Source organism: Sinosporangium album, assembly GCF_900100605.1.
Classification (GTDB): Bacteria; Actinomycetota; Actinomycetes; order Streptosporangiales; family Streptosporangiaceae; genus Sinosporangium; species Sinosporangium album.
The window spans coordinates 89454-102441 of sequence record NZ_FNCN01000014.1 but is presented as its reverse complement, the minus strand read 5'-3'; the positions used below and the strand labels follow the sequence as shown (position 1 = coordinate 102441).

The following is a 12988-nucleotide window of genomic DNA, read 5'->3' as shown; positions in this document are numbered from 1 at the left end:
GGACGCGAGCCGCTAGGAGCCTGCTCCGGCGACGCTAATCGCGCTGTCCCGCCATTGTCTCCCCTGCGTGACATGGTCGAGAATCCGGGCCGCCGCCGTGCGCCCGGTGGCCACGCAGGCCGGGATCCCCACCCCGTCGAAGGCGGCGCCGCACACGGCGAGGCCGGGCTGCTCGGCCACCGCGGCCCGGATCCTGGCGACCCGGTCGAGGTGGCCCACGTCGTATTGCGGGAGCGACCCGCCCCACCGGGTCACGCGCGTGCCGCGCGGCAGCCCGCGGGCGCCCATGATCTCGCCCATCTCGTCCATGGCGAGCGAGATCAGCTCGGAGTCGGACCGCTGGAGCACGTGCTCCTCCCCCAGGCGGCCGAGGGAGCAGCGCACCACGACCAGGTCGGGGTCGGCCGACGCGAGATGAGGCCACTTGATGGAGCTGAACGTCACGGCCTTGACCGGGCGGCCCTCCACGGGCGGGACCAGGTAGCCGCTGCCGAGCGGTGCGGAGGGGAAGGCCGAACGTGGGTAGGCCAGCGTGACGACGGCCATGCTCGCGTAGTCGATGCGGGCGAGCTCGGCGGCGGCCTTCGGCACGTCGGATTCCAGGAGCCGCCGCGCCGGGATCGCCGGAACGGCGACGATCACGGCGTCGGCCTCGACCGTCTCGGGCGCCCGGGCGGGCCCCGTGACGAGCCTCCACCCCTCCTCCGTGCGGCGGAGTTCCCTCACCATGACCCCGATGCGGATCTCCGCGCCGGAGGCGGCGGCGACCGCCTCGGGCAGGCTGCCCATGCCCCGCTTCAGCGTGGTGAAGACCGGTCCCGCGTCCGACGGGACGCCGGCGGCGAGGTCGCGGGCGATGGCGAGCAGCGACCGCTCGGAGCGGGCCGCGGCGGCCACGCGCGGCATCGTGGCGTCCAGGGACAGCCGCTCGGCCCGGCCCGCGTAGACGCCGCCGAGGAGCGGCTCGACGATCCGGTCGAGGACCTCTCCGCCGAGCCGCGCCCTGACATAGGCGGCCACCGACACGTCGGTGTTGATCAGGGTGGCCGGCAGGATCTGGTCGAGCGGCACGCGGGCGAGCCCCGCAGGCGAGAGGATGCCCGTTTTCGCGAGCGCCAGCAGGTCGGAGGGCACGCCCATGACCTGCCCCTCGGGCATCGGGCGCAGCGCGCCCCTGCTGAGGATCGATGCCTTCGTGCTGCCCGGGTCGACCAGCTCGTCGCCGAGGCCGACGAGCGCGGCGAGCTCCTTGCCCTCGGGGCGCCGCGCGATCATCGCCTCGGCGCCCTCGTCCACCATGACTCCGGCGACCTCGGACGCGCGGAGTTTGCCGCCCACCCGGTCCGAGCCCTCGAGAACCGTCACGCGGACCCTGTCGCCGCCCTGCCGGAGGAACCAGGCCGCCGCGAGCCCCGCGATGCCCCCGCCGATGACCACGACATGACGTCGATTGCCTTCCATGACACCCGACGCTACCGGCCGGGCGGCGGGGTCGGCACACGCCCCTCCGTCACTCACCCCGCCGTGACGCCATCGTGACTCCAACGTCGAACCCATTGCCAATCTTGTCCGTGATGGGGTCATGAACAGACTTCGGTACGGCGTGGCGTTGGCCGCGGCCACCGTGACGATCTCCTCATGCGGTGCAGGCCACGAGTCCGCGCTCTACAGCAACTCCGACACGGCCGCCGCGGCGCCGACCGCGCAATCATCGGTGCGGCAGGGGTACGATCCCTCCCCGAAGGAGTCCATCGGCCGCGTCTCCGAGAGCGGAGGTTCGCTCCCGAATGGAGGGTCGCCCGCGAGCGGAGGCGATGCCGTACGACTGGAGCCGCCCCAGGGGCGGAGCGTCATCTACACCGCCTCCCTGTCCGTGCGGGCCCACGACGTGGCCGAGGCCGCGGGGAAGGCCAAGGAGCTCGTCGCCGCCGCCGGAGGCCACCTGGGCAGGGAGGAGTCCAGCTCGTACGGCAGGCAGACCTCCACGCTCGTCTTCAAGGTGCCGCCCGCGGCCTACCAGAGCACTCTGGACCGCCTCGGCTCGGCGCTCGGGGAACGCAAGTCGATCAGCCAGGACTCCGAGGACGTCACCGAGGACGTGGCCGACGTCGAGAGCAGGCTCAAGTCGGCCCGCGCCGCCCTGGACTCGCTGCGCGCCCTGCTGGACAGGGCCAAGACGGTCGGCGACGTGCTCAAGGTCGAGCGGGAGCTGGCGGACCGGGAGAGCGAGCTGGAGGCGCTTGCGGCCAGGCAGAAGGCCCTGGCGTCGCAGACGTCGATGGCGACGATCACGCTGACCCTCCACGCGAGCACGACGACCGAGCCCGTCCCCGACGACGAGCCCGCGGGCTTCGGCGACGGCCTCGCGGCAGGGTGGCGCTCCCTGCTGGAGGCGGGCACGGTCGCCCTCGCCGTGACAGGCGCGCTGCTCCCCTGGCTCGTCGTGATCGTGCCGGTGGCGCTGCTGGTCGTGCTGCCGGTCCGCCGGTCCCTGCGGCGCCGCCGCGCTCGGCGCGCCGCCGCGGCGGCCTCGGCCTCCCCCGCGCCCTCCGCCACGGCTTCCCCCGCAGCGTCCCCGGTGGCCTCGGCCTCCCCCGCGCCTTACCCGGCGCGGAGCGAGACCGCCGAGGACACCCCGGCGGAGGAGGAAGAGGAGGGGGCGGACCGCGGGAAGTGAGCCCTCAGTGCTCGTGGACGAGGTCGGTGAGGCGGGCGAGCTGGTCGGGGTCGGTGCCGGGGAGCACGCCGTGGCCGAGGTTGAAGATGTGTCCCTCGGCCTTGGCCCCCCTGGCGAGCACGTCGCGGGCCCGCTGCTCCACCACGTCGAACGGCGCGAGCAGGATGGCGGGGTCGAGGTTGCCCTGGAGCGCCTTGCCCGGTCCGACCCTGACGGCCGCCTCGTCGAGCGGCACCCGCCAGTCGACCCCGACCACGTCGGCGCCCGCCTCGCCGAGCAGGCCGAGCAGTTCGCCGGTGCCGACGCCGAAGTGGATGCGCGGCACCGACAGGTCGTCGAGCGCGGCGAAGATGCGGCTCGTGTACGGCAGGACGAACTCGCGGTAGTCGTCGGGGGCGACCGCGCCCACCCAGGAGTCGAAGAGCTGCAGAGCGGAGGCCCCGGCCTCCACCTGGAGCCGCAGGTGGCCGATCACGATGCCGGTGAGCCGGTCCATGAGCGCGTGCCACAGGGCGGGCTCGCCGTACATCATGGCCTTGGTGCGGTCGTGGTTCTTGGAGGGGCCGCCCTCGATCAGGTAGGACGCGAGGGTGAACGGGGCTCCGGCGAACCCGATCAGCGGGGTGCCGCCGAGCTCCCCGACCAGGGCCCGGATCGCCTCGGTGACGTAGGGCACGTCGTCGGGCTCGATCGGGCGCAGCGTGGCGACGCCGGCGGCGTCGCGGATGGGCGCGGCGATGACGGGGCCGACCCCGGGCTTGATGTCGAGGTCGATCCCGATGGCCTTGAGCGGGACGACGATGTCGCTGAAGAAGATGGCGGCGTCGACGCCGTAGCGCCGGACCGGCTGCATGGTGATCTCGACGATGAGGTCGGGAACGGCGCAGGCGGTCAGCATGGGCACGTCGGCGCGCACGGCGCGGTATTCGGGCAGCGAGCGACCGGCCTGGCGCATGAACCACACCGGGGTGTGCGGCACGGGCTCGCGGCGGCAGGCGCGCAGGAAGGCGGACTCTGCTGGGTTCACCCCTTCAGGGTCCCATGGACGAGGGGCGGTCCGCGCACCGCCGCCCGAGCTCCGCCCTCTCGGAACGGCACCGCCGTACATGAGGATGTCCGAAAAGTGGACATGGAAGGTGCCAAGTCTGGATCATGTGAAGCATTGGAGGTTTAGGGGCGTTCACCCAGTTCGCCCCTCAGCTTTCGGGAGGATCTCCCACATCCAACCCCGAGCTTGGCCTCCAAAGGCGGCAAAGGAGAGTACAGTGCGCGTCACGGGGGTGTAGTGATCTCTATTCGGTTAGCGCAAATGTTCGTCAAGGGACCGCGCGGCATCGATTCCGTCACCACTTTCGGGACACGCCGATCACGATGCGGGGAAATGTCGTGGCGGCGTGCCACCGTCGGAGCACAACACGACGAAAGGCCCGTGTGATGACCACGATGCGGAGTGAGCCCCTTTCATCCTGCGATGCGAGCTATCGGTCGGCCGTGCCCAGCTCAAGCATGAGCCGATCAGCACCGACCGCCGACCTCAGCTTGCCCGACCGGATGAATCATGCCCCGTGCCACTGACGACTGCTCATACCCCTGTGGTCCCTATGCGCCAGACTTCAACCTACGCTTCCGACATGACCCTCGGTGACACGCCGCCGCCTCCCGCCGCCTTCACGCGCGCGGTCGAGAGCATGCGTCTCAACGAGATCCGGCCCGAGATCGAACTTGAGGACATCCCGGCGCCCCAGCGGCTGGCGCCCTACTCCAAGGCCATGGGCGCCTCGGTCTACCGCGACGACGACGAACTCGCGGTCGGGCGGCTCATCCTGCTCTTCGACCCCGACGGGCAGCGCGGCTGGGACGGGCCCTTCCGCCTGGTCGCCTACGTCAGAGCGGACATGGAGCCGGAGATCACCACAGACCCGCTGCTCGGCCCCGTCGCCTGGAGCTGGCTGACCGAGTCCCTCGACGCCCACAGCGCGGGATACCGCGCGGCGGGCGGCACAGTGACCCGCGCGGTGTCCGAAGGATTCGGCAACAAAGCCGAGGACCCGGTCACGACCGAGCTGGAACTGCGCGCGTCATGGTCGCCCCACGACGAGGACCTGTCGGGCCACACGGCCGCCTGGTGCGACCTGATGTGCCTGGCCGCGGGCATTCCACCCCTGCCACCCGACGTGGCGACGCTGTCGCCGCGCAGGCGCGAAGATCCGGAGTCCTTCAGGTCGTGACCGACGATAGAACTGTTCCTGAGCACGACGTCGTCCCGCTGCTCGAACCCCGAGAGGGAATACCCCGTGTCATCCAGACGGCGGCCGAACTCGCCGAGGTCACTCGGGCCTTCGCGAACGCCGAGGGTCCCGTGGCGGTCGACGCCGAGCGCGCCTCGGGATACCGCTACAGCGGGAGGGCCTATCTCGTCCAGCTCCGCCGCACCGGCGCGGGGACGGCGCTGGTCGACCCGGTGCCGTGCGGCGACCTGTCAGCGCTGGACGCCGTACTGGCCGACGCCGAGATCGTGCTGCACGCGGCCTCCCAGGACCTGCCGTGCCTGAGCGAGCTGGGTTTCCGGCCGCGCTCTCTGTTCGACACCGAGCTCGCCGGGCGGCTGCTCGGCTATGAGCGGGTGGGGCTCGGGACGATGGTGGAGACCATCCTCGGGTTGCGCCTGGAGAAAGGGCATTCGGCGGCCGACTGGTCCACCAGGCCGCTGCCCGAGGACTGGCTGCGCTACGCGGCGCTCGACGTCGAGGTGCTGATCGAGCTGCGCGACGTGCTCTCCGGGCAACTCGAGGAGAGCGGCAAACTCGACTGGGCGCGGCAGGAGTTCCAGGCCGTGCTCAACGCCCCGACCCCCCAGCCGCGCAGCGACCCGTGGCGGCGCACGTCCGGCATCCACAAGGTGCGGTCGTTGCGCGGGCTCGCGGTCGTGCGGGAGCTGTGGCAGCTCCGCGACAGCATCGCGCGCGAGGCCGACCTCGCCCCCGGGCGGGTGCTCGCCGACTCGGCGATCGTGACCGCGGCCCTGGAGTCGCCCCGCACCACCCGCACCCTGACCGAGATCAGCGGATTCACCGGGCGCAGCGCCCGCCGCCACCTGCGCGACTGGCTGGCGGCGATCAACAAGGCGCGCATGCTGCGGGAGGCGCAGCTCCCCCAGCCCACCGGCCCCGGTGACGGCCCGCCCCCGGCGAACCGGTGGGCCGACCGCGATCCGGTCGCGGCCAAGCGGCTCGCCGCCGCGCGAGCCGTCGTGGCCGCGCTGGCGGACGAACACCGCATGCCCACGGAGAACCTCCTGCAGCCCGACGCCGTGCGCCGCCTGACCTGGGAACCTCCCGAGGACGTCAGCGACGAGGCGATCGCCGTACGGCTGCGCGAGCTCGGCGCGAGACCCTGGCAGATCGAGCTGACGGCCCACCCGCTGGCCAAGGCCCTGACCCGGCTGGAGAGCAAAGGGGAGATCTGATCGGCCTGAATTCCCGCGTATCGATAAAACGCCCTACCGGTCGCACGGGGTGACGGCATGATTGCACAATGTCCTATCGCGACTCGCCTCTCCAGGACGTCCTCCGCCACCGCCTTCCCACCGGAGGGCTGCCGGGAGTGCAGCGGCTGACCCGGCTGCGATCGCGCGCCCAGGCCTTGGGCCGCCTCGCCGCCTCCGTGACCGCCGCCTCGATCGCGGCGGTCACCTCGGCCCAGCTGCTCGTGGCCCGGGTTCCCGGGGGCCGGGCGGCGCCGTTCGCCGCCGCGGCGCTGGCGCTGTTCGTGATCGCGGTGCCGTCCATGGCGGCGGCGCAGATCCACTGGGCGCGGGCCGTCGCGGGCGCGGTCCGGCTGGAGAACGAGCTGTTCGCGCGCGTCTGCGCGCCTCCGGCGGCACGCCGCGCCGCGTGCCGCCTGCTCGCGGCGGCCGGGTGGGGGATCATGCTGCTGCTCGGCCTGACCCTCCCCCGGCTGCTCAGCGAGTCCGGCCTGTACGGCGTGGCCTCCTCGGCGCGGCGCGGCGCCGAGGCGGCCGCCTACGCGGCCTACGCGGCGGGGGCGGGGTTCGCCATATGGTGGATCAAGGATGTGGCGGCGGGAGCCGTACACGCGCTGCGCGGGTCGCCGGCTCCGGGAGACCCGTGGGATCCGGGGTCGCCGGTCGGCGCGAGACGCGGCGCGGGGCTCTGCGCCGGGGCGGCGCTGGCGGTCGCGGCCTTGATCGCGGCGCGGGCGCACCTGTGGAATCCGAGCGCGATGCTCGTGTTCGGGCTTCTGTTCGGCACGCTGGCGGCTCTGATAGCGTGGAATATAGTTACCGGCGAGTAGCATAGGGCCGACCGGGATCTCTCCGGGCCGGCCGGAGGATCAACCGGAGACTCGCCGGTTCGCCGGCTTCGCGCACTGAGGAGTGAACCGAGTGCCTTCGTCTCGTGACGTCGTTTTCGTCGACGGAGTACGCACGCCGTTCGGCCGTTCAGGCCCCAAGGGCCTCTACGCCGAGACACGCGCCGACGACCTGGTCATCCGGGTCATCCGCGCGCTGATGCGCCGAAATCCCAATCTTCCGCCCGAGCGGGTGGACGAGGTCGCCATCGCCGCCACCACCCAGATCGGCGACCAGGGCCTGACCATCGGCCGCGCCGCCGCCGTCCTCGCCGGACTCCCGAAGACCGTGCCCGGCTTCGCGATCGACCGCATGTGCGCCGGGGCCATGACCGCCGTCACCTCCGTCGCCGGAGGCATCGCCTTCGGCGCCTACGACGTCGCCATCGCCGGCGGCGTCGAACACATGGGCCGCCACCCGATGGGCGAAGGCGTCGACCCCAACCCGCGCTTCCTCGCCGAGAAACTCGTCGACCCCTCCGCGCTCGTGATGGGCATGACCGCGGAGAACCTCCACGACCGCTACCCCGGCATCAGCCGGGAACGCGCCGACGCCTACGCCGTCGCCTCCCAGGAGAAGGTCGACAAGGCGTACGCCGACGGGTTCATCCAGCGCGACCTCGTCCCCACGGCCACCCGCTCCACCGAGAAGGGCTGGGGCCTCGCCACCGCCGACGAACCGCCGCGCCCCGGCACCACCCTGGAGGCGCTCGCCGGGCTCAAGACGCCCTTCCGCCCCCACGGGCGCGTCACCGCCGGCAACGCCGCCGGCCTCACCGACGGCGCGACCGGATGCCTCGTCGCCGCCGCCGACGTCGCCGACGAGCTCGGCCTCACCGCCAAGATGCGGCTCGTGTCCTACGCCTTCGCGGGCGTCGACCCCGAGGTGATGGGCATCGGACCCATCCCCTCCACCGAGAAGGCGCTGCGCCTGGCCGGCCTCGCCATCGGCGACATCGGCCTGGTGGAGATCAACGAGGCTTTCGCCGTACAGGTGCTCGCCTTCCTCGACCACTTCGGCATCGCCGACGACGACCCCCGGGTCAATCCGTACGGCGGAGCCATCGCCTTCGGCCACCCCCTGGCCTCGTCCGGCGTGCGGCTGATGACGCAGCTCGCCCGCCAGTTCGCCGCGCGTCCCGACGTGCGCTACGGCCTGACCACGATGTGCGTGGGCATGGGCATGGGCGGAACGGTCATCTGGGAGAACCCCTCGTGGGAAGGTGCGAAGTGAGCGACATCAAGGGACTCTTCACCGACGAGGTCGTCACCAAGGCCCTCGTGCGCGACGTCGAACTGCCCGGAGGCGCCGGCACCCTGGCGCTCATCACACTGGACAACGGGTTCGACCACACCAAGCCCAACACCTTCGGCCCCGGCGGCCTCACCGCGCTGGCGGAGGCCCTCGACTCGATCGCCGAACGCACCGACCTCGCCGCCGTCGGCGTCATCGGCAAGCCGTTCATCTTCGCCGTCGGCGCCGACCTCAAAGGCGTCGGCGTCATCGGCGACCGCGACACCGCCCTGCAGATCGGCCGGCTCGGCCACGCCGTCTTCCGCCGCCTCGGCGAACTGCCCATCCCGAGCTTCGCGTTCATCAACGGCGCGGCCATGGGCGGAGGCGTGGAGCTCGCCCTCCACTGCACCTACCGCACCGTCTCCTCGGGCGTGCCCGCCTTCGCGCTGCCCGAATGCTTCCTCGGGCTCGTGCCGGGCTGGGGTGGCACGCAGCTCCTGCCCAGGCTCATCGGCCCCCAAGCGGCCATCAAGCTGATCATCGAGAACCCGCTCTCGCAGAACCGCATGATCAAGGGCCGCGAGGTCTTCGAACTCGGCGTCGCCGACGCCCTCTTCGAACCCGCCGACTTCCTGGAGGAGTCGCTGCGCTGGGCGTCCCAGGTGCTGCGCGGCGAGACCGCCGTCGAACGGCCCGCCCACGACGGCGACTGGACCCCCGTCATCGACGCCGCCCGCGGCCTGGTCGACCTCAAACTCCGCGGCTCCTCCCCCGCGCCCTACCGCGCCCTCGACCTCATCGCCCTCGCCCGTACGGCAGGCCGCGACGAAGGCTTCGCCGCCGAAGCCAACGCACTCGCCGACCTCATCATGGGCGACGAACTGCGCGCCGGCCTCTACTCCTTCGACCTCGTCCAGCGCCGCGCCATGCGGCCCGCGGGCGCCCCCGACAAGGCGCTCGCCCGCAAGGTGGCCAAGGTCGGCGTCGTCGGCGCCGGCCTCATGGCCTCCCAGCTCGCCCTCCTGTTCGCCCGCCGCCTCCACGTGCCCGTCGTCCTCACCGACCTCGACCGGGAACGCCTCGACAAAGGCATCGGCTACGTCCACACCGAAGTGGACAAGCTCCTCGGCAAGGGCCGCATCTCCGCGGACGAGGCGAGCCGCCTGAAAGGCCTGGTCACCGGCTCGCTCAGCAAGGACTCCTTCGCCGACGCCGACTTCGTCATCGAAGCCGTCTTCGAAGACCTCGCCCTCAAGCAGAAGGTCTTCGCCGAGGTCGAGCAGGTCGTCTCCGCCGAATGCGTCCTCGCCACCAACACCTCGTCCCTGTCGGTCAGCGCCATGGCCGCCGAGCTGAAACACCCCGAGCGGGTCGTCGGCTTCCACTTCTTCAACCCGGTCGCCATCCTCCCCCTTCTGGAGATCGTCCGAGGCGACCGCACCGACGACGCCACCCTCGCCACCGCCTTCGACATCGGCAAAACCCTCCGCAAGTCCTGCGTCCTCGTCAAGGACGCCCCCGCCTTCGTCGTCAACCGCATCCTCACCCGCCTCATGGGCGAGATCATCGCCACCGTCGACGAAGGCACCCCCCTCGCGGTCGCCGAACACGCCCTCGACGACCTCGGCCTCCCCATGTCGCCCTTCGCCCTGCTCCAGCTCGTCGGCCCCGCCGTCGCCCTCCACGTCGCCGAAACCCTCCACGACGCGTTCCCCGACCGCTACCCCGTCTCCGCCAACCTCACCAAACTCGTCCACGCCGGCAAACCCGGCGTCTACGCGCCCGACTTCACCCTCGACCCCGAAGCCGTCGCCCTCTTCACCGGCGGCACCTCCCCCTCCACCGCCGCCGACGTACGGCACCGCGCCCTCACCGCCCTCGCCGAGGAAATCCACCTCATGCTCGACGAAGGCGTCGTCACCGCCGCCCAGGACATCGACCTCTGCATGATCCTCGGCGCCGGCTGGCCCTTCCACCTCGGCGGCATCACCCCCTACCTCGACCGCGCCGGCCTGTCCGGCGAACGCTTCCTTGCTCGCGGCGTCGCCTCCGTGCCTGCCTGACCCCGTGTTGGCGCGCAGGCAGTCCCTGCCCGAGGGAGGGGCCGGGCCTGCCTGCGCGGCGTACCGACCGTCGTGGTCACCCGCCCGTATACAGGCGCTCCAGATCCACCAACTGAACACCCCCGTCGCTCGCCTCGGCCGCCTCGCGCAACGCGGGCATGAAGCCCGCGCCGCTGAACAGCGTCAGCACCCGGGGCCGGGAACCTCTGGCCTCAAGGAGGTCGGCGATCCGCTCCAGTCGCTGCAAATGCCCGAGGCCCATGACCTCACCCCACTTGACCTCGCCGATGGACAGCAGAACCCCGTCGGGATCGAACACAGCGACGTCCACCTCATGCCCCACCCGCTCGGCCTTGTCGTGGACCACTCCTGACCGCACGCGGGCGATCGTGCCTTTGAACGTCTCATCGTCGGCCATGTCCTCAGCCCAGAGCCAGCACATGCGCTCGAAGACAGGCCCGGCCACCGCACTGTCGAATCGGCGGCGTGACGCCGCCCAGATGCGCTCCGTACGGCCCGGCCGTACGCGTTCAAGCTGCGTCCAGTAGGGACGGACAATCGCATGATAAAAGCGGACAAGCGGTTCTGTTATTCGAAATTCTGACCGATTAGCCCGAAAAGCATCCGACTCTGAGACAAGTAGACCCGCCTCCTCCAACACAGTCAGATGGTGGGAGATGTCCGTCGCCTTCCGCTCGATCCGGCTGGCGATACCACCCCTCGTGGCGTTCCCCTCCGCCACCGCGGCCAGCACCGTGTGGTACAGGCCGGTGTCCCTGAGCGTGGGATCCTCGGCGAGCAGCGCGCGGACCTCGCGAAAGAGCGGACTGGCCGGATTGAGAATGTGCTCGACGACCCAAGTGTCGAATCCATCGACATCCGCGGGGGCAACCCCCTGGAGATACTCGGTGCGATACGCGGGAGTGCCGCCGAGCACGAAGTAGACCAGAGCCGCCAACCGGTGATCATTGATCATCCAGAAGTCCGCGGCGAGCCTGAAGTTGAACGTCGGAACGACAAGCTCCAGCCCGGCCCTTCCCCGCAGAGGGGCGCTCCCGGCCAGCAACCCTCCCATGAAAGAAATCGACGAACCGCACAGCAGCAATCTGGCCTTCGAAGCCAACCGCTCGGGACGGCGCGGCGACAATGCCTTCTGGATGACCGACGGCAACTCCTTCGCACCGCGCACCAGATAGGGAAACTCATCCAGCACTACGGGAATCGCACGATCGTGCGCGAGCGAGAGCAGGGCGTCAACGGCCTCCTCCCAGTCAGCGAAGTGAACGCTGCCTGCAGCGCCCTGGTAGCGGGCCACCGCGACGCCGAGCTGGCGGAGCGCCTCCTGACGGGGCACCGCCTCGGTCGCCGCATAGTAGAAGCCCCCCGTGACCTCGCACAGCGATTCGAGCAGGAAGGTCTTCCCCTGTCTGCGCCGACCCGAGACGACCCCGAGAGTGGCGGACGGTTGCTCGTTGGCCACGAAGGCCGACAACTGGCGCCACTCCCAGTCGCGGTCAAACATGTCGAAAGGCTTGGGCAGACTCATCCGGTCCTCTTTTAGGAGTTAACTTCTTAGAAGTGTAGTCCTAAAAGCATCAGGGCGAGTGACGAATGGATACGCTCCGTACACGGAGAACCAGCCCAGCCCCGCAAGCGTCCGGAGATCAGAGTCATCTGCAGTGGGGCGGATATGGGGCGCGACAACGCCTACCGTCCAAGCCGGACGAACATCGCCACAGATCGGAACGGACGCCGCACGAGCGAGGCAAAGCCGTACGGCTCTCGCCCTCCTGGCCCCACCCGCCGTTCCCCGGTCCCGGCCCCGTCGCGCCTTTCGCGCCTGCCAAGGCCCCGCCGTACAACCTCGATTATGGCCACCGGCAGGCGCCCCGCTACGGCACCTCAGCAAGGCGCAGGCCGCCGATCACCGAGGAGCCGGAGCAACCCCGCCTCAGCGGCACATATCAGGCACGACCGGCAGACTTATCACGTGATCACAGACCCGCTCAGCTTCCTTCAGCATTGGTACACCTCCCGCTGTGACGGCAAATGGGAGCACAGTTACGGTGTGTCGATCGACACCCTGGACAATCCGGGATGGCACCTGAAGGTCGACCTTGCCGATACGCCTCTCGCGGGAATCCCACGAGATGGCCTCCGGGTGGAACGGACCGAAAATGACTGGCTGCATTTCTGGAGCAATGGCACCCATTTCGAAGGAGCCTGCGGCCCCCTCAACCTCAGTGAAATGCTGGAGGCATTTCGAGAATTCGCAGAAGGCGCTGTCTCATCTCCTCGCTGAGGTTCCCTCCTACGTTGGCGCTGCGGCTCGGCTATCAAAGCTTGCGCCGCCGGCACTGGCACTGGCACTGGCACTGGCACCTGACATCATCACCAGATGTTCGGGATCGCCGGCTACAGACCGGCGTGGCTGACGGGCATCACGACCGTCGCCGAGCTCGCAGGCTACCTCGCCAAAGGGCCGATCGGACCAGCCCAGATCCGCAGGATCCTCAGAGGACTGGAGATATCCGACGGCCGCCCGTACACGTATCCGCTCGGCGATGCGGCGGCTCGCCTGCTCACCCGCAAAGGCAAGCAGTAAACACGGCATGCCGGGCTCAGCATCGGCTATCCCGA

The 12988-nt window shown here is 70.5% G+C and carries 11 protein-coding genes; 8 read left to right on the top strand and 3 right to left on the bottom strand.

The window, feature by feature from the left end:
* Nucleotides 1–12: 12 nt before the first annotated feature.
* The gene (hemG, locus tag BLQ73_RS16775) at nucleotides 13–1461 is read right to left on the bottom strand and encodes a protoporphyrinogen oxidase (protein WP_093171397.1); all 1449 of its coding nucleotides are present in this window, start codon (nucleotides 1459–1461) and stop codon (nucleotides 13–15) included.
* 121 nt (nucleotides 1462–1582) lie between these two features.
* Here hemG and BLQ73_RS16770 point away from each other — a divergent pair, with 121 nt between their 5' ends.
* Nucleotides 1583–2677, top strand: coding sequence for a DUF4349 domain-containing protein (locus tag BLQ73_RS16770; RefSeq protein ID WP_093171396.1), 1095 nt, complete (start codon nucleotides 1583–1585; stop codon nucleotides 2675–2677).
* A 4-nt stretch (nucleotides 2678–2681) separates the two neighbouring features.
* Here the strand turns inward: BLQ73_RS16770 and hemE are convergent, their stop codons facing one another.
* Nucleotides 2682–3704 (bottom strand): uroporphyrinogen decarboxylase, encoded by a 1023-nt coding sequence (gene hemE / locus BLQ73_RS16765; protein WP_245691133.1) that lies wholly within the window; start codon nucleotides 3702–3704, stop codon nucleotides 2682–2684.
* A gap of 604 nt (nucleotides 3705–4308) precedes the next feature.
* Between hemE and BLQ73_RS16760 the strand changes: the two genes are divergently transcribed.
* The 5 genes from BLQ73_RS16760 (at nucleotide 4309) to BLQ73_RS16740 (ending at nucleotide 10348) form a co-directional block, all read left to right on the top strand.
* Nucleotides 4309–4905, top strand: coding sequence for a DUF3000 domain-containing protein (locus BLQ73_RS16760; RefSeq protein ID WP_093171455.1), 597 nt, complete (start codon nucleotides 4309–4311; stop codon nucleotides 4903–4905).
* The gene (locus BLQ73_RS16755; protein WP_093171394.1) at nucleotides 4902–6143 is read left to right on the top strand and encodes an HRDC domain-containing protein; all 1242 of its coding nucleotides are present in this window, start codon (nucleotides 4902–4904) and stop codon (nucleotides 6141–6143) included. Before BLQ73_RS16760 ends, BLQ73_RS16755 begins: the two co-directional genes overlap by 4 nt.
* A gap of 68 nt (nucleotides 6144–6211) precedes the next feature.
* On the top strand, nucleotides 6212–6991 hold the full coding sequence (locus BLQ73_RS16750; RefSeq protein WP_093171393.1) for a hypothetical protein: 780 nt from the start codon (nucleotides 6212–6214) through the stop codon (nucleotides 6989–6991).
* Between the two features lie 91 nt (nucleotides 6992–7082).
* Nucleotides 7083–8282 carry a thiolase family protein gene (locus BLQ73_RS16745; RefSeq protein WP_093171392.1) on the top strand — a complete coding sequence of 400 codons (1200 nt, stop codon included), beginning with the start codon at nucleotides 7083–7085 and terminating at the stop codon, nucleotides 8280–8282.
* Complete coding sequence (locus BLQ73_RS16740) at nucleotides 8279–10348, top strand: 3-hydroxyacyl-CoA dehydrogenase NAD-binding domain-containing protein (protein WP_093171391.1); 2070 nt, start codon at nucleotides 8279–8281, stop codon at nucleotides 10346–10348. The genes BLQ73_RS16745 and BLQ73_RS16740 overlap by 4 nt, the downstream gene beginning before the upstream one ends.
* Nucleotides 10349–10424: 76 nt before the next feature.
* On the opposite strand, the gene BLQ73_RS16735 is transcribed toward BLQ73_RS16740, so the two are convergent.
* Complete coding sequence (locus BLQ73_RS16735) at nucleotides 10425–11840, bottom strand: ATP-binding protein (protein WP_245691132.1); 1416 nt, start codon at nucleotides 11838–11840, stop codon at nucleotides 10425–10427.
* Between the two features lie 498 nt (nucleotides 11841–12338).
* Here BLQ73_RS16735 and BLQ73_RS16730 point away from each other — a divergent pair, with 498 nt between their 5' ends.
* Nucleotides 12339–12650, top strand: coding sequence for an immunity 53 family protein (locus BLQ73_RS16730; protein ID WP_218125890.1), 312 nt, complete (start codon nucleotides 12339–12341; stop codon nucleotides 12648–12650).
* A gap of 96 nt (nucleotides 12651–12746) precedes the next feature.
* Nucleotides 12747–12953 (top strand): hypothetical protein, encoded by a 207-nt coding sequence (locus tag BLQ73_RS16725; RefSeq protein WP_093171389.1) that lies wholly within the window; start codon nucleotides 12747–12749, stop codon nucleotides 12951–12953.
* The last annotated feature ends 35 nt before the right edge of the window (nucleotides 12954–12988 follow it).

What these genes read in the sequence shown, in the direction of transcription:
- hemG (WP_093171397.1), bottom strand. Translation starts at nt 1,461, where the DNA reads ATGGAAGGCAATCGACGTCATGTCGTGGTCATCGGCGGGGGCATCGCG.
- BLQ73_RS16770 (WP_093171396.1), top strand. Translation starts at nt 1,583, where the DNA reads ATGAACAGACTTCGGTACGGCGTGGCGTTGGCCGCGGCCACCGTGACG.
- BLQ73_RS16760 (WP_093171455.1), top strand. Translation starts at nt 4,309, where the DNA reads ATGACCCTCGGTGACACGCCGCCGCCTCCCGCCGCCTTCACGCGCGCG.
- BLQ73_RS16750 (WP_093171393.1), top strand. Translation starts at nt 6,212, where the DNA reads ATGTCCTATCGCGACTCGCCTCTCCAGGACGTCCTCCGCCACCGCCTT.
- BLQ73_RS16725 (WP_093171389.1), top strand. Translation starts at nt 12,747, where the DNA reads ATGTTCGGGATCGCCGGCTACAGACCGGCGTGGCTGACGGGCATCACG.